This is a genomic window from Pedobacter sp. AC464, from assembly GCF_979253075.1.
Genome location: NZ_CEEDBV010000001.1, coordinates 1,155,216 through 1,181,359 on the forward strand (window position 1 = coordinate 1,155,216; position 26,144 = coordinate 1,181,359).

Sequence of the window (26,144 nt, forward strand, 5' to 3'; positions counted from 1 at the left end):
CTTGAATTATTCACGTCTCACTCCTTCCATTATGGCATTAATGTCATCCAATTTGTAATAAAAAATACTGCCCACTTTTGTAAATGCGAGTACACGGTTAATTCTTAGGTTTTGTAAAGTTCCTGGCGAAATTTTTAAGATCTTTCTAACCTCTGCACTTCTTAACCACTTCTTTTGCTGTGTACTGCCACCCTTTAATAACTGTTCAATTGCATTTATCATATCCACTTTGAATTCTGATAAATCTTCTTTTGTAATAAGGTCTAATCTCATTTTTTCTAGAATTTAAAGCTTGATTTCCTGTTGCATCGCACTAACTATTTCGCTCCTTTTAAAATAAATTCTTTTATGCAGCCTCAAAAAAGGAAGTCCTTTCTTCATCCAGAGGTTTAGCGTTACCAGCGAGATACCCAGTTCGTCAGCTAGGTCAGTCTTAGATAAAAGTCTTTCTGAAATTTGAACATCAATGTTTTTTGTAAAATGTTCTTGTAGTTCCACTCGTACCGCATCACGTATGCACGCACTTAGATTTTTTTGATTGATAATTTCCATACGATTTGATTTTTGAATCAAAAGTGTGGTTTATGGAAATTTGGAGATTACCATACGGAATTGCATGGTAAGAATGGTGGCGTATGTAATAAGACATGCAGTTAGCTACATTACGGAAATAACATAACTGACGACTAGAATGAAAAAATATACCTTAAGACCTTCTATTGGAAAGGCTTATCTGAAATACACTGTGTTTACCAGGAATCGACGCTGACCGCCTACTGGGGTCGTTTCTATTAGCGGGGAAATACCTTCGAACTGTATCGAAATTTATTTCTTTATGATTGTGTCGAAAATATTTACAAATCATCTTTACCCAGACAATCTGGGTTTGGGAAAACACTAGCTCTTTATCTGAATCAATTTTGATATCCTGTATTTTCTGGAATAGATCCAAAAGTTTGAGTAAGTGGCCATCAGAGATATTAACATAATCTCCAGTCTCGAGCTTTCGAGTCTGCTCGAGCTGTGATTTTAACTCAATCAGATTCTTGTTAAGGGATTCTATTTCTAGAATTTGTCTTGAAATTATCTCGTCTTTAGCCTCAAATGTTTGATCATGAAAAGAACTGTTATCTAGATAATCAAGGAAAGCACGTAGTTTAATTTTCTTCTGATTGATTTTACCATGTCTATTGAAAAAAGATCCCGGTTTATCATCCTTTAACAGGTCGATAATACCATCTTTAATCAAATCCCTGACGTGCTTGTAGAATTCAGCATCATTTGAGCCTTCATTTACTAATCTGAATTATTCCAAATGATAACGATAAAGAGCATCGAATCCTTGGTTATCTGTATCGTACACAACGTTTAAAAAATGCTTATCATAGTGGGTTCTGTACCAAGAATATGAATTTCCAATATCATATGGATGCTCTCTTTTTCTAAATGGCTGAATAGGTTTAAAATATTCCTTCATAAGAATAGCTTTCATGATATTACAATAGATAGTTGATAATGAGACTACCAGATTTTAATTTAGTTACAACACTAACTCTTCGCAGAGGTGGTCAATAAACAGTTTATGCATTTTTTTATTACAATAGACTGAACTTCAAAACTGCGAGTTTTTAAAAAATGGTCATTTTGGGCGAGTACGCTTCAAGTTTTCACGGTTTTGGGCGTCTGGCGGCATGCTGCCATCGATCTTTGTGATCTAGAAGCTGGTGTTAGTGTTGAGCTAGCTTTTCTTTTTGTTCCAGCCGTAGCGGTGACTGAAGGTACCATCGACAAAGATGGCCAGCCGGTATGTCTTGATGGCAATATTTAGTTTTCCATGGAAATCCTTCCGATGCGTGAGGTAGCGTATACCTTTATAAAACAAGGATTTATGCCACTCAGAAGGACAGGAATCTAACAAAACTCATGGAGTAAGCCCGAATGATGCGGGTAGAAAATATATTAAAAACTTATCTGGAAATTCAGTTATGAAAAAGACATCGGAAAATCGATACGGACTAAAGTGTTTAATATTGCAAAGTCCAAAAAAGTTGATTTCCAGCAACTAGCCATACGTTACCTGTATGAGCGCTTATTATATCGTCTTTCTATCAGTAAGTATAGGATAAATTAACTTGCGGGATAAGTGGGGTTTGTAAATGGAGGTGGCCTTCGATATCACGCCCATTGTCTGCCCCTCCCTGTATCCAGGTTAATTGTTGGTAGCCGAGCTTTAGCAGTAAATCAAAACATAAGCGCTCAAATTCAATAGGGTTAAGCTGTTCAAATTGTATGTCGTTTACATTGTAAACATCTTGAAATCTTTTTTTTAACTTGCTACTGTAGAATCAGACCTTTAATACCTTTTTAATCAGTTCATATAATAAATTTGCGTTTTCCTGAGTTACATTCAGTTGTATAATGATGCTGATGATTGTTCCGATAAAAAGATTTTGCCAGTCGAACTTATTTAGTTTTGTGGCTAGTTCTAACAAATTATCAAGTTTATCACTGATGGCTTTGTGCTGTTCCTGAAGTAAGTGTATTTGATTAAGGGAAGATTTGATCTGCGCAATCTTACTGGCGACATCCAGATATTCACTGTGGGTAAACTCGTCCGGCTGAGTTGAAGGAGCCCCAACAAGATGGGTCATTTCTTCAAAGAGCCTTCCCCACTTATTGGGAGCAGTTATTTCACGTTTTAGGTAGTCAAGCCATCGACTAAAATATAATGTCACCTCAACCCATCCTATCCTTGAAGACCCATCTTTGTAAAGGGTTTCTCCAGGTGAATAATTGATATATAATGAATTGACATATTCTTGGTCTTCAAAAATGATAAAATAGAAATCAGTCCCGGTCATTTTAAATTGCTCGCCGGTTGCAGATTTGACAAACTGGGACGGAGAGAAATAATTAGAGTTAACAATAATGTCGTAAAGTTGATTCAGTTGAGAAGGCAATAGTCTCATAGATTTTTTTTGACGCTTTTTAATATATTATAGGTTAATATCCGGAGTCGACTTTATTAAAGTGATTAGAAATCAAATTTTTCGAATTCAAATATTTATATTGGCTTAATTTTCACCATGAATTTAACTTGTATTGGGGACATATTGGATCTTCAAATATCTTCTTTATTGCGTAATGAGCTTACTGCTGATTGGTACCGGCTACATGCTGGGAAGATGTCTAGCATTTCCGCTACTGGAATTATTAAATATGAGCTTAATCTTATCAAGCCTTATAATGACAAGTTGCGATACTACGAGCTTATCATCTCGAACTGTGTAACAAGTTATTTGAATGATTTTAGATCCAGTTTCGAAAATGCCATAAGCTTAGAGCATCGCAAGTATTTAGTAGACAAGCATTTAAATAGAGAAGTGGTTCAAATGATTCGTAATCTTGCGAATACCATCGTTAGTAAGGACCTCCAATGGGCAAACCATAAAAATCCAGAACATCAGAAGAACCGAGAGGTAATTTTCATACTTCAAATGATAAAATACAATTTACTTTGGCTATACCTGGAAATAAAAGCGGTTACTGAATACTTAGTGCCGATGGCGTATCGGAATCTAGAAACCCTGCTTGCAGAATACTTTTATGAATATGAATCAGAAATTTCGATCATTACAGAAAAACAATAAAATTAAGTTATTTTTAATGCATGATAAAATTTTTACGCCTCTCACTGATTATACTTGCGATTGTAACCGCTCTGGCGACCATAATCTTCCTAGTCATCGTTTGCAAAAATTTTAACTTTATAGGAAAGGAAAAGATTTCCTGGGAAAATACCGCACAGGTTTCGGATTTTGTCGGTGGTGTTATTGGCACTCTATTGTCTGCTATGGGATTCATACTGATCTATTTCAGTTTTAAGTCGCAGACCGATAGCCAAAACGATCAAAAGAATCAGTTTCTGCAATCCCAAATTGAAAACCGCTTTATTGAACTGATTAAAATCCACAAAGATACGGTTAGCAATCTGCACTACAATAGAGAGAAAGAACTCAATGGACAGCGGGTAATCGATTTTATCGCCAACCAATTTGAGCAGTGCTTTTCAGAAATTGCAGCGTTTTTTGATGGCGGGACTATTATGGCTTATTATCAGTCAGAAATAATCGAAGAAATAAAAAAAATATCCGAACCGCGTACGGTTAGCCCTATTCAATTGGCGCATATCGATATTGCTTATTCTATTGTTTTTTTTGGCGTAGCCAAAGATGATTTGGTGTCTCTAAAACATTTATTAAAGAGACAATACAACCATCAACTAATTGAGGATATCCTGGGATTTATTAAGTTGAAATCTATTACCAAAACAGATCTCGCCAATTGGAATATCATTCAGAAAAGCAAGCTAAGCGCAGAAACCATTCGTGGGATTATGGCAAAATATACGGAGGTTAAAACGGTAACCAAAACACAGTTCGATCGTGAATACCAAGACGCCTTCGAGGCACTTTTAAGAAACACATCAACAGATAAGTATTATGGCGGACACCAGTATAAGTTAGGCCACTATTTTAGGCATCTATTTCTGACGGTAAAATACATTAATGAGCAGGATACCATTGATTTTAATGCAAAGTATAACTATGTAAAAATGCTTCGGGCTCAAATTTCTACCATTGAACAATACCTTATTTTTTACAATTCGCTTTCTTTTATGGGTAGAGCCTGGGAGTTAGAGCATGTCAGCAAAAATGCAAACGAAAAAAATAAAAACAATTGGCTATTCACGAAATATAATCTGATTAAAAATACGCCTAATCTCAGTCCATTGGAAAACGTTAGACTAAATACGTTTTATCCTGAAATACATTTTGAATTTAATCCCGCTCCTACACAAAGAGCAGAATTGACCAAATGCTTTAAATAACTGCTAAATCAACCCCCTCACGCTCAATGAATTTTTCAACCAATATTATTCCATTTCGATTACCATTTAATCTTCAGCCCTTTTATTTTTCGATCCAGGAAAATAACCAAGCGCACCGGGTGCACCGAAACCTCCTTTCAGAAAAGGTTATTCTTAGTTTCGGCCTGGATACCGAAAGAGAGTTTATTTAAACCACCTTTAATGTAGCCTCAGATAATTTTGAACTTCTGGAGTTGGATTTAGCTACAGAAAAAGAATCCTTTGTAAAACGGTTTTATAATTTTTTAATTCTACAATATTTTCAGGAGCAAAATGTGCTAACCAAAAGAAATTTTGTTAACGATGTACAGATCTGGATCCCTCAGGAAGAAACTATTGATTTTAAAGCTTTTGACCGATTTACCTTAAGAACGCAGTTTTCCAAGGTCACCAGCGGTGGGGAACTGTTAATCGCATTCGATGGCGTTTCAAAGGTATTTAAGAAAACCCTAAACCAGGCAAGCGAAATCAAACCAGAGCATCTAGGTTATGTGTTGCAGGCTAATGAGCTACTTCGATATCAGGATTCCAATGATCATCAACTCGTAGATCACGACTTGGCTTACCCGGTCATGGGACTTAATATATATCGCGATTTGGAAATGGGATTACCTCAATTGGATAAATCAAATAAGTATAAAAAGTTTATCCCGAAAATTAATGATTTCGTCGAGAGATTCATTGCTCAAACTCGGTTTCGTGAACTGATTAACCTCTCTCAAACCAGTTTCTATAATTTGCCGCTAACCAAAATTGGTAATGTGCGAGTAGAAAGTAATAACCTGATATTTGGTAACAACCACATTGACTCGGACGCAAGGCAGGGAATTAAAAAAGGGCCTTTTAAAAAGTCTCCATACACCCGGGTTCATTTTTTCTTTATTTATCATAAAGACTCAACGATTTCGGCAAAGACCTTACACACCTACAATCAAAGTGGAGTAGATTTTTTCAGAGGGTTGGAGAGTGTAACGAAAGTGCGATATCATACGGAGGTAAATTTCAGTATAACTTTTGAAAATTTATTAGATCCTATTCCTGAGATACAACAGGAAATAGAAGCGAAAGATTTGAAGGCTGACATTGAATATTTTGCGATCTACTTATCCCCCTATGATAAGCACGAGCCTGATCGTCAAAAACGTCAGATCTATTATGATTTAAAAAAAATATTATTGGCCAAAAAAATCCATTCTCAGGTAATCGTGGAAAGTAAAATGCTTGAGAAAGGCAATGATTATAAATATAGCATGACCAACATCGCCGTCGCGGCGTTGGCGAAACTTGGAGGGGTTCCATGGCGAATTCAATCCTCATTAAAAAATGAACTTGTGGTTGGCGTGGGCGCGTTTAAAAGTCAGGACTCTGGCTTGCATTATGTGGGTAGTGCGTTCTCGTTCCAAAACAACGGGGAATTCAATGAATTCGACTGTTTTTTAAAAACGGATACAGATATCTTAGCGGGTGCGATCCAAGAGGCAATCCTAAAGTTTACCTCTGTTAATAATAACCCTGAACGGCTGATCATTCATTTTTATAAAGACATGAGCCACAAGGAAATCAAACCCATATTAACTAAACTATACAATTTAGGTTTAGAGATACCTGTCTTCGTGATAACCATAAACAAAACCGAATCTAGTGACATTATAGCCTGGGACACCGACTGGATTAATCTTATGCCGACCAGCGGCACCTACGTCAAGGTAGGAAAAAAGGAATATCTCCTATTCAACAATACCAGATATGGTGAAGCTCATAAAACTGCCGATGGATTTCCCTTCCCTGTGAAGATGCGCATAAGCTGTACACAGGAAGAGATGTTAACCCCTCCAATTGTCAGAGAACTTATAGATCAGGTCTATCAGTTCAGCAAAATGTATTGGAAGTCGGTAAAACAGCAACATCTGCCGGTAACCATCAAATATCCGGAAATGGTTGCAGAAATCTTTCCGCACCTTGGCGTACTTACTTTGCCTGAATTTGGCAAAGACAAATTATGGTTTCTGTAGTCCGAATTAATTCCGATAATCTTAGCTAAGGAATTAATGTATTCATTATAATGTATTGCCTAGTCGAAAATCACTCATCGAAACAACCCTGTCGATTCTAAAATTAATATGAATTATAAATACTACTATTTTGGTTCAGAGGACAGCCAAGACATTGATGTCCTTATAGACCACCCTGATGCTACAGGCACAGATGCTGACCAAATAATCGCTGAGAATCTACGAACCCGGTATTCAATGTGTGCGGTTTGGGACATCAATATCATTCAGATTGAGAATGGTTATGTGACCAAATCAATTCCGATAAAAGGAAATACCGATTCGGTGAATAATGCGTTATTCCATACTTACGGATTGCATTCACAAGAATATGATCTTCCAATAAAGGGAACTGTAAAAAGGAATATCTTACTAGCCATCATTCGCTGTGTCCGGGAACTTTTGACTTCTGTAAAAAAAGCAAAAAATTACAAAACAGCCATCCGACCGGCCTTAAAGGGTGTTTTTGCTGATCGGATTGATGCGCTGTCGAAAATATCATATAAGGAACAGTCAGGGCTGGACATCGAATCACAGATCAAAATCTTCAAACGGGTTGCCTTTCGTCTTGGCCAAACACTTTCATTACTAGAAGGAATAGAAATCTACACCAAAAAAGATTTTAAACTTCATCACCCCGATTTAGCGAACTTAATAAACCGTACCGCACTACCCGAACCCGGTCAAATCGAAGAAAAAATTAAATTGCTTTTTCATAAACTTTCCCTTCTTGATATTCAACAGATCGAAGGCACAATGGTTAGCTTAGATCATTATCGGGCCGATTACGATACCGAGATGGAAATCGAATAACAATGATATAATTAATCTCTTATTAACGATACAAAAAGAATGACTCTAGAACAGCTCGTTGGCAAAGGATATTTTCCTGAGGAACTCATCCCTCCATTTACCCCAAAAGATCTGGTACCGCTGCTCCCAGCGATATTGACAAATTTGAATATTTACGATCCGCTTCCTATGAGGAATAAAATTTCAAGTAAATGCACGCATTTTTCAATACCCAAGGCGAGCGGCTATAGAAGAGGAATCAGTATTCCAAATCCAATTCACCATATCCGCATGAGTAATACGATTGTGGAGAACTGGACAGATATTACCAATAAAACTAATGCTTCGCAAATATCAAGCTCCAAGCTTTTGCTTGGGGGAAAACGTGCGCTTTTGAAGCCTAGTTTTGATGACTTTATCGACCAGCGCATTACAAAGTCAGTTGGCAGCAAGTATGTGCTTAAAATTGATATATCTAGGTTTTACAACTCCATTTATACCCATAGCATTCCATGGGCAATACATACTAAAGCAGCGGCTAAATTGGAAAGAAGGCGGCATATTCTCTTCGGTAATGCCCTAGATGAGGACTGCCGAAAAATGATGGATGGTCAGACTGTTGGGATACCAGTCGGACCAGACACCAGCCGGATCATTTCAGAAATTATTTTAGCGGCGATCGACGAGAAACTGGTAATACAACTTCCGCCCTTCAAGGGCGTGAGGATTATCGATGACTATTACCTCTATTTTGATAGCTTGGGTGATGTAGAAGTGGCCAGGGGTTTGGTGCATAAAATTATGGCTGAGTTTGAACTCGAACTCAATCCCAGTAAAGACACCATTCACAAAATACCTGAAGTCATGGAATCCAAATGGTATGCGGAACTTAAAATGTTCAGATTTTCAAATTTTCCTTTGCTACAGCGAAAGCAATTGATTTCCTACTTCGATCTATCGATCGGTCATGCCAAGGACTATCCAGATGATGCCGTATTGTCTTATGCTATTTCAAAGGTACGCAACCAGGCTATCCATAAAGATAACTTTGACATACTTCAATCTCTGATGCTGAATAGCCTCCAATTGGAGCCAAAGGTGATTTCTATATTATCAGAGGTCTTCGGCGTTTATTTGCGAGCCGCTTATACCTTAGATAAAAAGCCAATTAAGCATGCCTTGCAGGAATTTATTAGTTTTCATTTGGATCTTGGAAATGAGTTTGAAGTTTTTTGGGCACTTTGGACCATGAAAATACTGAAACTCAACGTAGAAAAAGTATATGCAGAAAAAATTGCGCATTCGACAAACGACATCATCATTTTGCTTTATTTACACATGCGACATTCCAGGCTAATTACAAGAACGGTTGACGTATCAGCTTGGGAAGCTTTACTGACTAAAGAGAACCTTTATTCTGAGCATTGGCTTGTGGCTTATGAAGCAAAGGTCAGAGGTTGGCTAACCTCTGCTGACAGTTATATTGAAGATGATCAGTTTTTCAAAATGTTGTCGGATAATCAGGTTCGGTTTTATGACACGGCAACAAGGATTTCTTCCGTTGGCATTTCTATCAACAGACCATCACTGATGGAACGTGAAAATGCTTATGAATTAAGATTCAGCCAAACCAGATCACAAACTTGAGCAAAAGGAGTAACCATTCCACTGGCGGAAAGCCACTGGTGGATTGGTTATTTTCCAAAAATGGCGATCAAATAAGTCTCTTAATTGAAAAATAATGGATTTCACTAAATAGCAAATAGCTATTTTCAATTGACATGAAAGAAGGCAATGCCTAACAAGAGTTTTACAAAATTGACGGAAGATTTTCTTTAACCCTCACAGATTTTTAGAAGGTTTATCCCAAGCCATTAAGTGAGGCTAAGCTATCGAACGTTGGGAGAATCAGAACATTAATTTAGGAATTTTCGTAACTACAAAAATATTTCAACCCCAATTCTTGTGCTTAGGAATAAAGCATCACGATAGTCCAGTCCCTTAATTTTAAGGACTTGGAGAAGTAATGATTGACACATTTACGAAATAACATTATGTAAGCTCTTACAATGCTATTAAAGATAGGGATCAGGCCCAAGCAGTAGCAACAGAATTTTATGCCGCTTTAAAAAGCAAGACGTACGATGCAACATACGTCTTTTTTAGTCCTCGCTTTTTTCAGGTTTCTAGTAAAGAAAAATTAGTCAGCAACTTCAACAAAATTTCAAAAGATCATGGTACGGTGAGAGGGATTGAACTTTCTAGGTAGCACACGATAACAACAAGCGACGACCCAAGCAAAAAAAAGCCAGGTGCCTTTGCATCAAGTTCCAAATCCTAATCATCTGATATGGGTTGTGCATCTAATTCCCTTGCGATGTAGAGTCGTATGGCCTTATCCTCATTTAACATTATTGATCGGACTTTGTCATTGGTGATGTCGATAATCTGAGCGTCGACAAGATCGCTTTCTACCAGAAGCAACAGATTTGGTTTTACTTGATTGTATAGTTCTGAAAAGGCATCTAGATACTTGGAAGCTCTGGATTTCAAAGTCCATATTAGACAAGTAATTTCAGTTGTTAAACCGGTCATATTTGGATTTGTTGTAAAATTAAACAAATAAATAACTTCTAATTCGGAAATTCAAGTATTGAAAGCAAAGAAAATAAGGATACACTAACAAGACAATTTCAAATGAAGGTATTTTTGTTAGTCGATCCAAGATTTAGGAGGTCGATTGACCCGCGTGAGCGTCCAGAAAGATGGATTTTTGTAAAAAAAACCTATTGCTAGCCTTAAGGCTAGGGCAGCTACTCGGAACTCGTGCTGCCTTTAAAGCTAGGCTAAGCTCTCTTGACCCGTGACATTTTTATTCGTCCTTCACAGGGACGCAAGATGTTAAACTGTTCTTTTCAACTTCGAATCCTTTGGATGAGCGCTTTTCGTAGTGGGTTTTTAAAGTGATGGTAAACGAGGATTTAAAATTTACCTGAGGGTTAATGCCCTCAGCCACTGTTTTCTCAATGCTACCATTAATTGTACGATTATTTACCGTTAAAAAACTGAAGGTCTTTTTTGTGATGTCAAAGGCGGTAAATCTTCCGATCAAAGTTCTTTCCGAATTTTTAGTTATTTTGATGTTTTTCAATCTGCTGAGGATTCTGTCGGCTTTATAGCCATCTACGGCATGTTGAATTACGTATCCTTTTTGCAGATTGCCATACTGCATCGCTGCTCTGATGCCTGAACCGGTGATTAATTTCAGAAAATTCTCATAGGCATAAATAAGCTCGTCGCTAAGTCCAGACCTAATTTCGGAATCCAGATCTACATCTTCCCCTAATCGGAAGAGTTCAAAGACACGTTGCGTGATGTCCTCGACAGGGTTATTTTTTTCACTTAGATCAACCTGCCTGATTGGTTGCAGAAAAACATCAAATGAGGCCGCCTGAGCGTAAAATCTGGTTTGTGCAAAGGATAGCACATTATTTCTTTCCCCATCTGCCCATTTATCCGGGCTATTAGATTTCGCTTTTCGCTCTGAGTGCACTTTTATGGCAGCAGCTTCTGCCATTTTGTGATAAAATACCAAGGCATTACCAAGCGTATCGGTTTTAATCGTCCCATAACCCACTGAATCATTATGAGCGGTCAGGTGGATATTGATTAAATCCGTTCCTTCTCTTTTTGCGTGTTCTAAAATACTTGACTCGCCATAGAGGTATTTATCAGTGTCTAACGCTAATGAAAACGCGTTTGCAATTTTACTCACCTCATCCTCATCGTAATAATCGAGCAAGACAGCTGATTTTGGAGAATATTTTTTGTTTAGGTCTGAAAGCCTGCAAGCGGTTACCAAAATATCTTTACCCGTTTCTAAGTCAGTATCAATGGCCAGGTAATGATCGCTTATGGCATTTTTAAATAGTTCTGAGTAAGGCTCTTGTTTTATCAGGTAGCCTTCAAGCATTTTGGTCGTGATCCCAAATAACAAATGGCGCTCTTTGGTATTGGTTGCGTCCACCCATGCTTTGATAAATGGATAATCAAATCCCAACACCCTGACAATACTGATTAACGGCCACTCATAGTACATTAAATCTCCTACCCAATTAATTGAGTAGTCGAATTTTTCAATTGGATTGCCATGTATCTTATAAAAATAGCTTTTCATAGTTCCTGTTTTATGGCGTTATAAAAACGATTTTTAAATTCCGTGCCGTGGTATTCGTGAAAATTGAAATGGCCGTGCCGTAGTTTTTTTTCGGCCAATCCGTCGGTTTTTTCCAACTTACAGGCGGCAATATGATCACCCACAACCAAAATAAGGGTTGGAGTGTTGGTCGCGTGGTAAAGTAAAGCTTGCTCAGCTTTTGAAATATCGTTATAAAATGATAACGCATAACAGTTGCATTCTTCGATGCAGGTCTTGCATTTGCGTTTTGTGTTGATGATTCGGTTTGGGAGGTAACAGTTTTTATGAGTGGTGTCTTCATGTACAAACCTGTAGGCAATCATATCCACAGGATGTAACTCATCGAGTTTCGGACAATCACACGATATTTTGTCGTGATTGATCTTGTATTTAAAGTTGGGCAAGTTTTGAGGCATTAATGGTTAAAGGTGGCAATATAATTTTTTTATTCGAATTTAACTATTCTCTTCCAGGATTTTTATATTTTCGGTGGTGCTTAGAGATATAGCGAAACAGATTGAACTTAAATTCCGAAATGAATTGATCACTCCTAACGAAAACTCCATCTGCAATAATTAGTTAATAACTTTCGAAGTTATACAACAACAGTGTGCTTTAGCTGATAGTAATCAATACTTTCCCGTCCCTGATCAATAGCATATTCGGTCACATCGATCACGTATTCTCCAGCGGCATTTACCTCCCTGGATCCTTCAACGACCATACTGGACAATTTGCTATTTGGAAACAGCATCCTCAGACACCTTCTTGCCGCCCAGCGGTAATGAAACTCGTCCCCAGCCCGGGAATATCCTACTAAATTATCTGCCATTGCGATTCATATTTAGATCAGTTAGGGATTTGGAAGGGTAATAAAAAATAGGATTGTTTACTTTCATGAGCGTTTTTTTGTCATCCTAAAATTAGGCAAAAACCTCGGCAATACCCAAGTTTTAAAGTGTCAAAGAAAAGACGTAAAGCAACATCGCCCTCTTTTCGAATCATTTTATATTCGTTTTGGTTAAGGATTTGTATTTTGCCGTTAAATTATAGGCTATGGATGATAGAGAAGTCGGCATAAAAACAATTGTGGAAGAATTTGCAATATGGGAACGGAAACTGGGCATGCTTTCCTCGGTAAACCTGCACGATCTTCACCTTATTTCTGAACATTACAGCAAAGAACTTTTGAATCTTATTTTTAATCATGAGTTTATAAGTGCCAATGGCATCCAGGCAAACCATGCGGCTGTTGACCTGGTAGACAAAAAGAACCGGACCGCCGCCCAGGTTTCATCCACAAAGACTGCATCGAAAATCCAAAAGACTTTGGATGCCTTTCACCAAAGCCTGCTGTTTAAAGATTATGATCGGTTGATCGTACTGGTGTTGGGAAAGAAACAAAAAACCTACACCAACCTCCGGATTCCTGACGGGGTAAAATTCAGTGTTAAGGCAGACATCATTGACTTTGATGATTTGGTGAAAACCATTAACCTCCTCTCCACACAATCGATTTTAAAAATCTGCGCTATTTTTAAGGAGAACAAAGGCCGCCTTACTACTACTGAATCCAAATCGATCCGGGATATCCAAAAAAGCATGGACCTGAAATCGCGGCTAAAAAAAGACATCCAACTTGAACTTCCCCAGGAGCAGTGGACGCATTCGCACTACGAACCTTGGATAAAATTCGCCTATCATAATTTCATCCTTCGGGATCCCGATGACACACTTTTTCCGGAAGTTGATCCAGAAAATTGCACATGGCTTAAAGTGGAATCCTGGAACTTTTATGATAGGGGATTAGAATTTATTTCCCACGGGGGCGATGTGGTTTTTGATGAGCTGGGGTATTGGGATATCTTGGAATATAACGATCCCAGGAAAGATAACCCAAAATACGAAGTTCGCCCCTACAATGTTTTCACTAGGCTTGAATACCTCAATATCGCAACCTATGATCTGGAATCCGATCCCTATTACAGTTCACCGACGATCTATTGTACCTTTTTTCCAGACAGAGAACATCCTTTCTCGGAAATCCTCTATGGTCATGCCGGATCGGCAAAAGAGGAGCGTTGGACTTATATATTCGACAATGCCATGAGAAGGAAATCAGGCTGGGAAGTTAAACCAAACCCCTGATATCAAGTCCTTATATTTGTTCCAACCGGCTATAAAAAAGTTCAAGATCTGAATGTATTCCGGTAAAAACTTCTGTCTGGTATTTCTCGGCCAGACCAATCTGCAGCAATTCAAATTTTCGCTGTTTATCCGTAAAAAGCAGATCGGAGGCAGGTAAACCTGTGGACAGGCGCATAATGTCAATCTGGTCGTTTACCGTTTCTTTTTTATGTTCGATGACCAGATTTGCAGTAAGGCTCACACGAATATCCAAAGGGGGAATCAGGTTAAACCCACTGTTGACAATCAAATCACGCAGCCTGAGCCCTTCGCTATAATCTAATTTATGCTGCCATAAGAGCAACTGCAGTAATAGATCGGTCCAGGTAATCACCGTACTGTCTGCAAAATTAACTCCTTGACTAATGATCTGCCCTTTGTCGAGCAGTTCTAGCAACCGGTCAAGGAAAGGCTGGATCTGCATCAATTTACAGGCTTGGAACATCGGTTCCATGACAGACCTTGGAAAGCGCTTCTGAGCTAAAACTCCCCTGAGATCGTTTTGGCCAGCGGCAATTTCCGAAACTTGGCTGGTCAAAAGCCGATGCTTTGCCCTGAAGCCCTCATACGCACCCGCTCTGGATAAAGTCTCAGCATACTTTAACTGCGCAAAAAATATGCTTTTGGATATAGGGCTTTTCCCTAAGATGGGAGTGATATCGTTCGCCGCTACATTTGCCTCTGGCAAAAATGCCCAGCCATTAGATAGCAAGTGAAACTGGGAATCTGTTAATAGTGCATTTTCTTTTACTTTGTTCGCTGTTTCTAATAGATGTTCTGTTGGCAACGGACAGATCACCTTACGCTCCCTGTGCTTATCGAGTAACAACTGACTGATTTTAAGCCAAAGTTCGTTTGGCGGGATATCGAACAGATTGCTTGCTGCGAATTGGTCAAGATAGACACAGGTTACCTTATTTCCGAAATATCCCTTCATAAATTAATTAAGTGTACTTTCAAACTACTTACTGTCAATTGAGCAGACCAGAAGCATAATGTACATTTTAAAGTAATAACGATAAGCAAATTGCGGGCTCCCAATTAGGATATTGGAAGAATCCTTCCAAACGTAAAATTGCCATCCATATCGGGTACCGCGCCATCACTTACTACATCAAAGGTAATATCTTTTGGATTGGATGGGCTTCTTTGCAGTTCATACATGTGTACATAATCGCATTTCAGCGTTCCATCATCTATCATCTCCTTTTTCAGCACGATGCTCAGCCCAGCTGAAAGCGTGTTAGCACTAGAATAAAGCACGCCGTCAATGCTCATCCCTTTATTTGCCGCGAACTTCATAATGCAGTTGTAAAACGCCGAGGATATGCGGTAATAAACCTGTTTGTCTTCCCCTTTAGTAAAAACATCGCTCATAAACTCCAGGGAATCCCTAAAGTACTGGATTGCATCCATCTGACTATTACCAAAGGTGTTCAATAGGATTTGGTTGAATTGATCATTGGCTATTTTCAGGTCATCATTTCTTGCAATGCTCTCTTTGGAAAAAGGAAAAATAAATACATTTAACTTTCTGTTAGGTACCCATCTGCTCAAAGTCAGCCTGTGCTTTTTAACGTCATGGTCTTTGACATGCTCCATGGTGGTTTCCAACATTGCGGTCATCGATGGAGTAACTTCCGATGAGGCAGGAACGGCGGCATAGAAAACCTGTTGTCCAGGATAATTGCACCGCATCAAGCCGACAGAAGTTGCATTCGGATTATAGGAGCATCTGGCCACATTCCTAAAGACTTCTCCCGGATGGTTTATACTGCACCTGACATAGTGAGGATAGGAAGAAAGAACAATTGGGATAGGCTTATGTAGAAAAAAACTATAAATAAATGCCTCCAATTCTTCCTGCGTGCTTTGCGGATCGCCAGCGATCGCCAATACCTCTTTTTTAAACTGCGCTACTTCCAAAATTGTCGTTTAATTTTTTTTGAATTTACGAATTAATTGACCTAGTTTATTTTACCTACAATGGTATTTTACAATAAATGATTCCCCCTGATCTTTAGCAGCACATATTGCCCGCAAGGGCCGCCCGAAATTTTGGACATAGTAAAGTACTAAGAACAACCTGCCCTTAGTGCCTAAAGTTGCTATATAACACCCTTAATTCAGCGCATTCACCCCCACCAATGCACAAAATCCCTGCACAAATCAAAAGTAACCTGTGCATTTCCTAATGCATTACCTATCATAATGGATTTGAATTTTGCTGTTGTGGTCTGCGATTGATAAAGCTCGAACCAGAAATAAGACTATAAAATTGTCAATAATAGCAAATTGAGTATAATTTTTCAGATTTTATTTTTCTTTACACCGTCAGGGTACCCATATAGAGCTCGAACCAAAAAACATTCTTTATTGGCTCTATTCGACGATTTGAAAATCGCCTAAAATAAAAAAGCCCTTTAAGATATCTTAAAGGGCTAACGGGTCAGTGGCGGTGCGTAATTCGAACCATTTTGTGGACGAATTAATCGAAATAGGCGGTTTTTCAAAAATTTTAAACGAGTAATTCATGCACCTAAAGTATATGCTTTTGTAACCATTATTGTTCATCATAAAACGCCCAATTGTCTTTAAATTTTTCTCCCTTCTCAAATTTTTCAATGCACAATCCGACTGATTACAGTTACCGGATTCCTACTGTGTTGTGCAAGCCAAATTAATATTTAACATTCCCTTTAAGATCAATAAGGCTATCGATTATTTACTTATTCTCAAACAAAGTTTATAAGCAAAATTCAAATTGAATTCTTACCAGCATTGCCAACCATTTTCATATCCTTAACCTGAATGAGTAAATTCTGATAGAGTTCTTTTAACAAAAAGAAGAACCGCAGCCCAGTCTCCTCATATTTTCGGTTATAGGCCATGAAATTAATGGAATACCTATATTCCAATTCTTTTGCGGTATTAAGTAACTGAATGCCTACGGAACGACGATACTTTTTGTCATATTCCTCAGTGAATGATTTATATTTATAGTGAAATGGGTTCTTTTCCCTTTCCCATTTCCACATTTCTAAATAACCAGATTTTTCCAAGATTAGCGAAATCTGTTCATCTTTATCAGGATGTGCTTCCATGTAATCTGACAATTGCTCGATGGTCTGTATATCTTCGTTTGAAACTTCTCTGGATTTGGAAAGAACTTCATTTGTTATACCAACTTGCTTCTGTAGAACAGTATTTTTTTCCATCGCATACTCAAGTTCCTTTTCATTAGCCTCTTTTAAAACGCCAGTTACAACGTCCAGGTATTGCGAATTCTCCAGATCAAAAGGCGAACAGTAATCAGGATCCTCTACCAATTTCAGGCCTGCACTCGCAAACACTTGCGCCACAAATCTGGTGCAGAACTGTCTGTTTTCTTCAAAATCCTCCGCTGTATGATCCTTGATTGTACGCAATGCCTCTTTATCAGAATACTCGGTACCGATTTTGTTTCTGGCATGATCAATTGCAGCATGGATAATTCGATCAGAGACATTAGATTTAGGCCTTAATGCTATAGCAGCATCATCCTTTTCAAAGTATCTTCGCAATATATTTGCTGATTGTACACCAGGTCCTTTATCCGAATGGATAATGCTCGAATCCCCAACATAAAACATAGCATGGTGGTACAGACTTCCAACGTTTTCAAGCATAATTTTGCTAAACCGCTCACTGGTATTGATTAACAAGATATCGCCCGCTCTTAATTTACTTAGATCAAAAATGTACATGGTTATTTGGTTTTTCAGCAAAGGTATAAATTCAGTAAGTATAATTATATTAGCCCATCCACCACCGACAATCAAATATGAACCAGAAGGATAAACCTGAATGGAAAAGTTATGAAGACTTGATCCACCAGATCTATACAGAATTGGAACCCATCGCAACCGTAACCAAGAATGACAAGATCCTTGGAACGGTATCGGGTCAGATGCGCGAAATCGATATCTCGGTCAAAACAACTGTCGCAAGCCACCAAATCCTGATCATCATCCAGGCAAAACACTACAAAAAAAGGGCAGACATGAACATAGTTGGTGAATTCGCCTCGGTCATTACCGACCTGGGTGCATCAAAAGGCATATTAATCTGTAGCGCAGGATTTACCAAGGGCGCAAAAGAATATGCGAACAAACTAAAAATAGACCTCTGCACGGCCCATGACGCATCCAAAAAGGAATGGCAGACGGAAATCCAGATACCCGTGATCAAAAAAAGTATCCGCATAGATGTGAAGATACAGCACCATTACGTGCCAATGGGAGATATATCAATAGACCGTGTAGAAATACCCTATCCAGCAGACATCCTGGATATTTTCATCAAGAAATGGGAGAACGATGAAATCCCAAAGGAGCACGGCACCCATTACCTAAGCCTGGATCGGGAGGCGATCCAATACCACAAGGACCTGATGCCTGTAAAAAACGGCATAGAATATAAAGTAAACAACAGGTACCATTTTAAATTCTTCGTACCCAACGAATACCGGGGAATTAAGGATTACATCACCCAAAAATTTACGCCCACCTTCATGGCCTTTTCCGAAACGATCCCTTTCTCAGATGACGGGAGCTGGAAGTATATCGCTAGCCCTAAGGAAGTATCCTTGAATACCCTCCACCTGGATATCGAGATCATAGACATCAGTATGCTCAACAAAAAGATGGTCCGGCTAAAATGGAAGGAATAAGTATAAACCCATTTTTTTGCACACCTAATGACAGAAACCTTAAAAGTAGACTTTAAACCCTCAACCACTCAGCTTGGCCAGATAAAAGTATGGCTGATGGAGGAAGACAATACGCTCGGTGAGGGCTTTTTCTGTAATTGGGGAGTGATCAAGGATTCCTTTGACAATAAAAAGATCTGCACACTCCTTTTGGGCAAAAAAACAATTGGATTTATGACCTGGTTTGAAAGGGATAAAGTAACCACCATCCAGATCACCGAGATCAGGCCAGGCTTTCGTCGAATGGGCTATGGCAGATATTTAGCCGATGTCTTAACTGAAAGACTGGCCAAACAGGGTTTCTTGGTCCTGGAGCTTCATTGCCAACCGGCAAAATCAGAAAAAGCCTGGAAGAAACTTGGTTTCAGGGAATACCCGGATGTAGAGGGATTTCAAGACTACAACGACGCAGATGGAAAGCATCTTTATAAGATCCTGGTCCCCCATCTCAAGCCCACAAAATCAAAGAAAGAAGTGGCAACTATCGAACTATGGGACGTTGAACCCCACCAGATCAATAAGGTATCGGCTTTATGGAAATGGCATCCAAAAGTAAAACCGGGCAAAAGTCATCTGGACAAACCCATCATCTTTCCGGCGAAACGAGACTGGAACATCAGGTGGTCGGAAAACAGCGTGATTATCCGGGAGGATAAAGTCAAATACTTTGGAAAGCCAGCAGACATTGATTTTATGAATTTCATAATTATCGAAGAACTTAAGTAAAAAATAAAGAAAAACCGACCGAGCTACCTCGAAGTCGGTTTTGAGGACCTTTCCCATTTTTTCCTTTATCTTCAAAAAGAAATACAGGGTTTCTCCTAATCAGCTACACCTGACCAGATAATGAAGGATTGGCTGCGAATTAGCAGTCCGTTATTCAATGCTTTTTTCGCTTAGGTTTTTCAACTTTCATTCCCATTTGCTGGGCATAATAATAGCTATTGATATCCTGGTTATGGTTTCCAAGGGTAAAATGATCGAATTTTTTACTGTCGTTATTAAATATTAAGTCATTCTCCAAAAAGTGTCCCAACATATATACTTCATCATGAGATACGAATGCACCCCATCCATTTAAAGCCAGCCGTTTATCAAGGAACTCGTTAAAATCCGTTTTGGTTTCTAGTATATCCCCGAATATCATCAGATCATATATATTAACGATCCACGGGAACTCATCACTTTTTTTAAAGACCTGAGTACCTTCCAGCATTGATATCTTCGTCAACACTCCAGAGAAGGTGTCTAAGGTTACGATTATCTTATAGATTTTATGTTGTGGATTTACCGAAACCTCGATACCTTTTGAATCCTTAAAGATACCGCTACCTTGACGGATATGGGTTAGGGCCCTCTCGCTTTGGTTTACCCCCTCACCTACGTTTTTGCGCAACCTGCTCAACAGGTTTCCAATCCCACCCTTCCTAGCATCTTCATTTAGCTCACCGGCCTTAATTTCTATTAGGTAAGTTTCTTCATTCCCTATCCCTAATAAATCTATTTCAGTGGTCATTTTTTCATCCCCGGGTATTGGATAATGCATATTTAACTTAAAATCAACGCCAGTTAAAAACTTAGAAAAGATTTCTGCGACTTTACGTTCCAAGAAGTTGTCTCTGGAGATAAAATACTTGTTGCCCAGATAGTGGGAATTATAGTACTTCTCATCCGCACTTTTAATCAAATGCTGGCCGATACGTAGAAAATTACGTGATGCGATACTCAAATTAAATCCATAATAATTTTCATCCACTGATTTGATAAAAGGTTTTAAACTGATAAGACTCTCGTTCAGCCCCTCTCCAGGATGTTCACCCGAAAGATAGTCCTTGTTCTCGCCAAAAGACAAAGACAGCGCCTCAAGTACCGCCTTTTGAATTTCTGATAGCGGTTTCATCTCAAAAATTCTTGGTAGTGTTGAAATATTGTTAGGTTGATAGGCAACAAGTTTTCCGTTTTCAACTGTCACCTCAGGATGTGCAAGCTTGAATCGTTCCACGTTTTCGGGATTAGGAATCGGTGGGAAAACCTTATTTTCCATGGTCCATTTCATAAAAAGGATTCCAACCCTTGGCATCGGCTCATCCCCCTTTTCAAACCTGTAAGCGACAGAGGCCTCCAGGCTCAATAACGTTTCAGTCATCTGCTTTGCTGTAAAGCCATATTTTTCTTTTAAAAAGTCGTCATACTGTCCAAATAATTCCAGAAAAATTTCTTCTACATGCTGATAGTAACCGGCACCACGTATGCTCAACCTTTCCAGTATAACATTCAAACGCAGGTCTGTAGTTTGTTTATTTGCATCGGGATGATCAGTAAGGTATATCGTACTTTCATTAGAATAGTAGGCCCTCAATCTGTTCTGACGATCAATCAACATATCCATTAAACTACGCAATATCTCAGGGCTGGGTTTTGGCTTATCTGCAACTTGTGGGTTAGCCATCACCAGACTTTGTGCCATCTCTAGAATGATTTCGCTCATACCATCATCTACCCCGTCATTATCCAATTTCAGATTTCTAACGCCAAGGGCACCCAGCAGATAAAGACTGTCGTATGTTTTAAAAATCTCTGAAATACCATCGGTAAGCTGCACGATATACTGTTCCAGATTGGGGTTACCGTCCTTGACATCTTGCAGATATTGCTCATGTTCCTGTTTGCTTCGACGATTGTTGATTTGTGTCATGATCCCATCCTGGATAAATTCTATCCCATCAATCACCTTTCTTTGAATGCCATCATTGTTTTTCTTCTTTTTGGTTTTATTTCCCTTGGACTTTCTTTTTCTGCTTACTGGCATAATGTCTTCCTTTTAAAAGTATTTTTCGTATTCAATGGCCCCAAATTCACTCAATACGATAGTGAATGTATCATCGCTATCTAAACCTAATAGATGGTTTCGAGCACTGGAAATGTCAAGGTTTCTTTTTGGCGATTTGAGATTTCAATACACTCACGTCGTTTTTTAACTGCTCTATTTCCCTATTATTCCTTTCTGTGACCAGGATGTTCCGAGCAAAACTAATGACCGCAATTAACAAAAGCACAACGCCAGACAACAGTTTCAAAACATCATAAAGATTATCTTTAAACTCCTTTCGGCCGATATCTAAATATTTCCGGTCATAAAACGAGGTGGTTCCTTTTCGCCGGATCATATAACAGGAATTAAAATTGACTTCATTATCCTTTACTTCTTCAGCCAGAATAAGAAAGTCTATCTGTTCCTGAATTTGCTTATCGCTTAATCCAGAGGCTTCAGCCAGCTCATTCCAGGAAAGTTCAAATTCACTACTGTCTATCGCATCCGGCCGATAGGACTCGTTCTTTTTTTTTTCAAGCGCACCCAAGATACGATGTCGACTACTGTATTTTCTGTTTATAAACATTGCAAACTATTTTTTTAATGATGGCTAATGAGCTTAACTTCGACCTAATTTTCTTCCAACTTGGATTTTTGAATTGCATTTAGGGTTTCCTGTAAATGGTCTGGATATTTTCCTTCAAAATATTCAATGATCAAAGGGTTATGTGGGAAAAAATGACAAGTAAATTCAAGCCACAGGTCAACCGGAATATCATTGTTTAAACAGAATATCTTCTTCGTTGGCGCTTTGATATGCGTAGTGTTTTTAAGATTATAATTTAGATCCTTATCCCTCATGACTTTATAATCATGTGGTGGATAGAAATGTATAGCACCATCAAAATGCTTGAAATTTCTTTTAGTAAGATCATATTCGGCATGGATGTAACGGACAGGATGCCAGATATCATCTTCCCATTCGGTAATCACACTTTCATCCAAATATGCCTCTGCCTGAAATGTTTTTACTGTACCTTCTGTCGACCATTTTATATGGAGGCTATAGGCCGATCCAAATAGAAAATTGATTTCAAAGCTATCCAAATATGACGGGGGGCGTAATTCGGCAAGTCCGTCTTTGATTTCGCTAATATCCTTATTGAACGCTGCGCCAAACCAGGTATCAAATTCCATATAGCCAAAACCGTTTAAATCAAGCTTTACCCTATCCGGATCAAGTGCGATTCGGACATCTGAGTTGGGTAGATCCAATTTCCAGAAAAGTTCAATAAATCTGGGTTCCCAGTTCGCCGTAGGATTCATACCGCGTCTGTAAAATTGATGGGCCATAATTGCATAATTTGCAGACTTCAATAATCCCGTCCCCGGAAAAGGCATAGGCTGAAAAAGAGCTTTGAGCTGATGAATATCATACAGACCGTCTTTATCCTTTAACAGATCCTGGCACAAGCTATCCAATAATCCCTTATGATTGGCTACAATTCCAATTGTCTGCAGGTAGCTTACCTGTTCAGTTCCCACTTTTATCCCAAGGGCATTGCAATATTCTATGAATTTTGCGATCTCTACATTGTTTAAATTAAGTTGTGACTCAGCTTCTTTACGGAGATTTTCGATATACCTCCGCTTGATTTCTTCCATTTGATTCCTCTCAGACATACAAGGAGTTTTAAGTTTGTTTGAAAGTAATTACTTTTCCAATTCTCAGCTGGATTTTATCGACTTTCCTGTTAAAGTTACCTACCACCCATGCCTGCACAAATGCAATGACACGTACAAAATTATCAAAATCAGATAGAGGTGTACTTAATGTATAGGTTTGTGCCAACTCTAGTTCCTTTGCACTTTCCTTTACCGCAATGATTGCAATATCAATTTCATTGAGGCCGTTATGTGCAATAAATGAATTACGGATATCCATCATTGTATGGTGAATGGCTTTCATTTCACTTTGACCTGCGAATATAGCTTTGGAATCCAGGGAGACCTTTCCGTTTGCAGCACTATTATAACACTTACAATAGGACAGTATGGCATTCCTGAACATCCCATGGGAAAGAATTGACTGGTCCATTTCCGTAAACTTTCCATTATCATTCAAGTCTTTGGATAACAGAAGGGATCTTTCAGCTTCGTGCAAAAACATGCCTATGTAGGTCCAGTTGCCCAAAGCCTGTAATTCCTCATGATCAAAGTCGAAATCTTTAAGGTCTGTCGTAGACAGGTTTTTTAATGCACCTCTAACTAGTTCTTCTCCCATTTTCTATATCAGCTTAATCCATTTTCTATGGTCAGTTGTTTAAACACTTCTCTCATTTTGGCCATTCCCAAAAACATACCTTCTTTTGATTTATCATCCTTGTAGACGAACTCATAAGAACCGATATCTAAAAATTTCCATGCCTCTACAGCAATGCAAAGAAAAGTCCCCACGTATTCACCAAAATTGGAAGTTTCCATATTTTCATTAGTTTTGGTAGCAACGAGAAAATTTCCGGGAAATATAAATTCATTGATCTGATGTTTATCACGATACATTTTTTCCAGCCTGATTTTTGATCGTTTGCTCTTGTGCGAAATATAGTTCCGTAAGGCATAAACTTCGTCAATTCTGTTCAGGAATCCATTTTCGAATTGCTTAAACGGATTAGAATCTTCTTCAAGTATTTTTTTTGAAATGTTCTTTAAATCGGCAACACTTGTAATGGATATGAAGTCAAGGCCATTGAGAACGGCAAAAGCGTTATCAAATGATATTTTTTTTGGCAAAGACAATTCAAGGTGCTTTGAAATTCTGGATGTATCCATTGCTACGCAATATGCCAGGATATTGTGCAGAAAAAGTTCCCATTCCGCTGTTATTTTAATTAGAAAAGCCTCGTATATAAGCCCTACCTCACCGATTTGTAAAACTGGGTTAGCATCAATTTCTTGTTTCAATATGCGCCCATATAAATCCACCCTATTGTGAAATTCGATGATAAACCTTAAGAAAGGTTTAAATACAATTTTAGCTCCGTTTTGTGAATCCATTTTAAAAATTGGCTGGAAAATCTGGGTCTTTATACTGACTAAGGTGGTTGAACATTATATACATTTTTGCAATCCCCATCTCGTAGGGAGTTTTATCATCCGGAAATGCCAAAATATAAATATTCCGATCGATCAACCTCAATGTAATTACAGCTACCGACATAAAGATCATGTAGCACAAAGAGGAGAAAGAAAAGGTTTTGATCTTAAAATCTCTAACAATTTGGAGGAATTCACCCGGTTCGACAAACTTGCTGATGCCATAGGCTCTATACACCTTCAGTAATTTCTGTTTACTGCTATTGCTTTTGTGGGCTATGTAGTTTCTAATTATGATTGCCTCATCAATATGTTTTGTCATCGGCCTTAAAAACTGCTGAAAGGGATTGAACTTGCTTACCAATATCCCTTTCGCAATTACATTCAGTTCTTTAATGTTTGAGAATGATGTAAAATTCATCCCATTTATTATAGCCTGTGCATTGTCGAAGGTTATGGCGGATGGCAGGGTCAAATCCAGATTCTTCGATAGCTTCTTTGTATCCAAACTTACACAGTAAGTCAAAATGTTATAGGAGAATACCTCCCATTCAGTGACCAGTTTCAGTAAAAATGCTTCCTCGATTTGAACAACGGCATCATTGGAAAGTACACCTCCTTTGGAGAGGTTGATGTAAATTCTTTGATAAGCCATAAGCATATTAAAGAATTCGGCAACAAATTTCACTCCTAAAGAACCAGTCTGCTTATTGCTTTCTTCGATCATGTCAACTACCTTCTTTTGCGGTTCCTGATTGGATTGTATACCCTTTCCACCTGTCCCGCGACGATTCCATTTTGGCTAAGGCTGATAAAATATTCTTCATTTTTTTGCTGGAAAAGACCTGTCAGTGAAGCTAGCCGATCTTCTGCATAGGTCGTAATTTCCCGGGAGATTTCCGCTGGAAGTCCAAAGTGTTTCGCTAACCTTTTGACTACGGACTGCGCATTTTCCCTAGACAGGAATGTTTTTTCGTAGCTGTCCAAAACGCTAAGAAGTTCCTCTATGAAGGCTGTTCGTGTTTTTTTATCTGACAATGCCTTTGCGATTTCGGACAAAACCCGGCGTTCGGCTATGCTCAACATTTTCCTTTTGTCCCTTACGTTGTTTACAATCGAAATCTCGATATCCCTGTCGGAATTGACAGGAACCTTTATATCAAGACTTAGTATTTTACCATCAACCTTGTATTGGGTTCTTTTGTGGATATGGATATCGTTAGCAGTCGAATTCCAGACAATTTGTTCCCCAGTGCCCCTTTTATGGGCATCAACTTGGATGGTTTGGTTTTTAATCAAGGATTTGAGCATTTAATTTAAATTAATTT

General features: G+C 38.5%; 27 protein-coding genes. 8 read left to right on the forward strand and 19 right to left on the reverse strand.

Annotated elements, in window-relative coordinates; all coding sequences use genetic code 11:
* Positions 1-6: 6 nt before the first annotated feature.
* The 5 genes from AC0IWT_RS04965 to AC0IWT_RS04985 all read right to left on the reverse strand — a co-directional run bounded on the left by AC0IWT_RS04965 (position 7) and on the right by AC0IWT_RS04985 (position 2,969).
* Positions 7-273 carry a helix-turn-helix domain-containing protein gene (locus AC0IWT_RS04965; protein WP_471796245.1) on the reverse strand — a complete coding sequence of 89 codons (267 nt, stop codon included), beginning with the start codon at positions 271-273 and terminating at the stop codon, positions 7-9.
* A gap of 12 nt (positions 274-285) precedes the next feature.
* Positions 286-552: a helix-turn-helix transcriptional regulator gene (locus tag AC0IWT_RS04970; protein WP_471796246.1), complete on the reverse strand. Its 267-nt coding sequence runs from the start codon at positions 550-552 to the stop codon at positions 286-288.
* 1,186 nt (positions 553-1,738) lie between these two features.
* Positions 1,739-1,918, reverse strand: a complete 180-nt coding sequence (locus tag AC0IWT_RS04975) for a PDDEXK family nuclease (RefSeq protein ID WP_471796247.1) — start codon at positions 1,916-1,918, stop codon at positions 1,739-1,741.
* A gap of 190 nt (positions 1,919-2,108) precedes the next feature.
* Positions 2,109-2,291 carry a restriction endonuclease gene (locus tag AC0IWT_RS04980; protein WP_471797207.1) on the reverse strand — a complete coding sequence of 61 codons (183 nt, stop codon included), beginning with the start codon at positions 2,289-2,291 and terminating at the stop codon, positions 2,109-2,111.
* Between the two features lie 54 nt (positions 2,292-2,345).
* Positions 2,346-2,969: a hypothetical protein gene (locus tag AC0IWT_RS04985; protein ID WP_471796248.1), complete on the reverse strand. Its 624-nt coding sequence runs from the start codon at positions 2,967-2,969 to the stop codon at positions 2,346-2,348.
* Positions 2,970-3,185: 216 nt separating this feature from the next.
* Here AC0IWT_RS04985 and AC0IWT_RS04990 point away from each other — a divergent pair, with 216 nt between their 5' ends.
* The 5 genes from AC0IWT_RS04990 (at position 3,186) to AC0IWT_RS05010 (ending at position 9,420) form a co-directional block, all read left to right on the forward strand.
* Positions 3,186-3,650 carry a hypothetical protein gene (locus tag AC0IWT_RS04990; protein WP_471796249.1) on the forward strand — a complete coding sequence of 155 codons (465 nt, stop codon included), beginning with the start codon at positions 3,186-3,188 and terminating at the stop codon, positions 3,648-3,650.
* Positions 3,651-3,670: 20 nt separating this feature from the next.
* Positions 3,671-4,891: a putative phage abortive infection protein gene (locus tag AC0IWT_RS04995; protein ID WP_471796250.1), complete on the forward strand. Its 1,221-nt coding sequence runs from the start codon at positions 3,671-3,673 to the stop codon at positions 4,889-4,891.
* Between the two features lie 233 nt (positions 4,892-5,124).
* The gene (locus tag AC0IWT_RS05000; RefSeq protein WP_471796251.1) at positions 5,125-6,942 is read left to right on the forward strand and encodes a Piwi domain-containing protein; all 1,818 of its coding nucleotides are present in this window, start codon (positions 5,125-5,127) and stop codon (positions 6,940-6,942) included.
* A gap of 108 nt (positions 6,943-7,050) precedes the next feature.
* The gene (locus tag AC0IWT_RS05005; RefSeq protein WP_471796252.1) at positions 7,051-7,794 is read left to right on the forward strand and encodes a hypothetical protein; all 744 of its coding nucleotides are present in this window, start codon (positions 7,051-7,053) and stop codon (positions 7,792-7,794) included.
* Positions 7,795-7,833: 39 nt separating this feature from the next.
* Positions 7,834-9,420 (forward strand): RNA-directed DNA polymerase, encoded by a 1,587-nt coding sequence (locus AC0IWT_RS05010; RefSeq protein ID WP_471796253.1) that lies wholly within the window; start codon positions 7,834-7,836, stop codon positions 9,418-9,420.
* A 690-nt stretch (positions 9,421-10,110) separates the two neighbouring features.
* Here the strand turns inward: AC0IWT_RS05010 and AC0IWT_RS05015 are convergent.
* The 4 genes from AC0IWT_RS05015 to AC0IWT_RS05030 all read right to left on the reverse strand — a co-directional run bounded on the left by AC0IWT_RS05015 (position 10,111) and on the right by AC0IWT_RS05030 (position 12,695).
* Positions 10,111-10,326 (reverse strand): hypothetical protein, encoded by a 216-nt coding sequence (locus AC0IWT_RS05015; RefSeq protein WP_471796254.1) that lies wholly within the window; start codon positions 10,324-10,326, stop codon positions 10,111-10,113.
* 319 nt (positions 10,327-10,645) lie between these two features.
* Positions 10,646-11,950 carry a hypothetical protein gene (locus tag AC0IWT_RS05020; protein ID WP_471796255.1) on the reverse strand — a complete coding sequence of 435 codons (1,305 nt, stop codon included), beginning with the start codon at positions 11,948-11,950 and terminating at the stop codon, positions 10,646-10,648.
* Positions 11,947-12,375 (reverse strand): hypothetical protein, encoded by a 429-nt coding sequence (locus AC0IWT_RS05025; RefSeq protein ID WP_471796256.1) that lies wholly within the window; start codon positions 12,373-12,375, stop codon positions 11,947-11,949. The genes AC0IWT_RS05020 and AC0IWT_RS05025 overlap by 4 nt, the downstream gene beginning before the upstream one ends.
* A 191-nt stretch (positions 12,376-12,566) precedes the next feature.
* On the reverse strand, positions 12,567-12,695 hold the full coding sequence (locus tag AC0IWT_RS05030) for a hypothetical protein (protein ID WP_471796257.1): 129 nt from the start codon (positions 12,693-12,695) through the stop codon (positions 12,567-12,569).
* Between the two features lie 332 nt (positions 12,696-13,027).
* Here AC0IWT_RS05030 and AC0IWT_RS05035 point away from each other — a divergent pair, with 332 nt between their 5' ends.
* Entirely contained in the window at positions 13,028-14,119 is a 1,092-nt protein-coding gene (locus tag AC0IWT_RS05035) for an SMEK domain-containing protein (protein ID WP_471796258.1), read from the forward strand.
* Between the two features lie 10 nt (positions 14,120-14,129).
* On the opposite strand, the gene AC0IWT_RS05040 is transcribed toward AC0IWT_RS05035, so the two are convergent.
* The 3 genes from AC0IWT_RS05040 to AC0IWT_RS05050 form a co-directional block, all read right to left on the reverse strand.
* Positions 14,130-15,095, reverse strand: coding sequence for a hypothetical protein (locus AC0IWT_RS05040; protein WP_471796259.1), 966 nt, complete (start codon positions 15,093-15,095; stop codon positions 14,130-14,132).
* A 104-nt stretch (positions 15,096-15,199) separates the two neighbouring features.
* Positions 15,200-16,084 (reverse strand): hypothetical protein, encoded by an 885-nt coding sequence (locus AC0IWT_RS05045; RefSeq protein WP_471796260.1) that lies wholly within the window; start codon positions 16,082-16,084, stop codon positions 15,200-15,202.
* 833 nt (positions 16,085-16,917) lie between these two features.
* Positions 16,918-17,904 (reverse strand): YiiX/YebB-like N1pC/P60 family cysteine hydrolase, encoded by a 987-nt coding sequence (locus AC0IWT_RS05050; RefSeq protein WP_471796261.1) that lies wholly within the window; start codon positions 17,902-17,904, stop codon positions 16,918-16,920.
* A 77-nt stretch (positions 17,905-17,981) separates the two neighbouring features.
* On the opposite strand from AC0IWT_RS05050, the gene AC0IWT_RS05055 reads away from it, so the two are divergent.
* The gene (locus tag AC0IWT_RS05055; protein WP_471796262.1) at positions 17,982-18,869 is read left to right on the forward strand and encodes a restriction endonuclease; all 888 of its coding nucleotides are present in this window, start codon (positions 17,982-17,984) and stop codon (positions 18,867-18,869) included.
* Between the two features lie 27 nt (positions 18,870-18,896).
* Positions 18,897-19,634: a GNAT family N-acetyltransferase gene (locus AC0IWT_RS05060; RefSeq protein ID WP_471796263.1), complete on the forward strand. Its 738-nt coding sequence runs from the start codon at positions 18,897-18,899 to the stop codon at positions 19,632-19,634.
* A gap of 154 nt (positions 19,635-19,788) precedes the next feature.
* Here the strand turns inward: AC0IWT_RS05060 and AC0IWT_RS05065 are convergent, their stop codons facing one another.
* The 7 genes from AC0IWT_RS05065 to AC0IWT_RS05095 form a co-directional block, all read right to left on the reverse strand.
* Positions 19,789-21,717 (reverse strand): hypothetical protein, encoded by a 1,929-nt coding sequence (locus tag AC0IWT_RS05065; protein WP_471796264.1) that lies wholly within the window; start codon positions 21,715-21,717, stop codon positions 19,789-19,791.
* Between the two features lie 115 nt (positions 21,718-21,832).
* Complete coding sequence (locus AC0IWT_RS05070) at positions 21,833-22,306, reverse strand: hypothetical protein (RefSeq protein WP_471796265.1); 474 nt, start codon at positions 22,304-22,306, stop codon at positions 21,833-21,835.
* 44 nt (positions 22,307-22,350) lie between these two features.
* Complete coding sequence (locus AC0IWT_RS05075) at positions 22,351-23,403, reverse strand: hypothetical protein (RefSeq protein WP_471796266.1); 1,053 nt, start codon at positions 23,401-23,403, stop codon at positions 22,351-22,353.
* A 10-nt stretch (positions 23,404-23,413) separates the two neighbouring features.
* Positions 23,414-24,004: a hypothetical protein gene (locus AC0IWT_RS05080; protein ID WP_471796267.1), complete on the reverse strand. Its 591-nt coding sequence runs from the start codon at positions 24,002-24,004 to the stop codon at positions 23,414-23,416.
* An 8-nt stretch (positions 24,005-24,012) separates the two neighbouring features.
* Positions 24,013-24,684: a hypothetical protein gene (locus AC0IWT_RS05085; protein ID WP_471796268.1), complete on the reverse strand. Its 672-nt coding sequence runs from the start codon at positions 24,682-24,684 to the stop codon at positions 24,013-24,015.
* A gap of 94 nt (positions 24,685-24,778) precedes the next feature.
* Complete coding sequence (locus AC0IWT_RS05090; RefSeq protein ID WP_471796269.1) at positions 24,779-25,543, reverse strand: hypothetical protein; 765 nt, start codon at positions 25,541-25,543, stop codon at positions 24,779-24,781.
* A gap of 5 nt (positions 25,544-25,548) precedes the next feature.
* Positions 25,549-26,127, reverse strand: coding sequence for a hypothetical protein (locus AC0IWT_RS05095; protein ID WP_471796270.1), 579 nt, complete (start codon positions 26,125-26,127; stop codon positions 25,549-25,551).
* Positions 26,128-26,144: the final 17 nt, after the last annotated feature.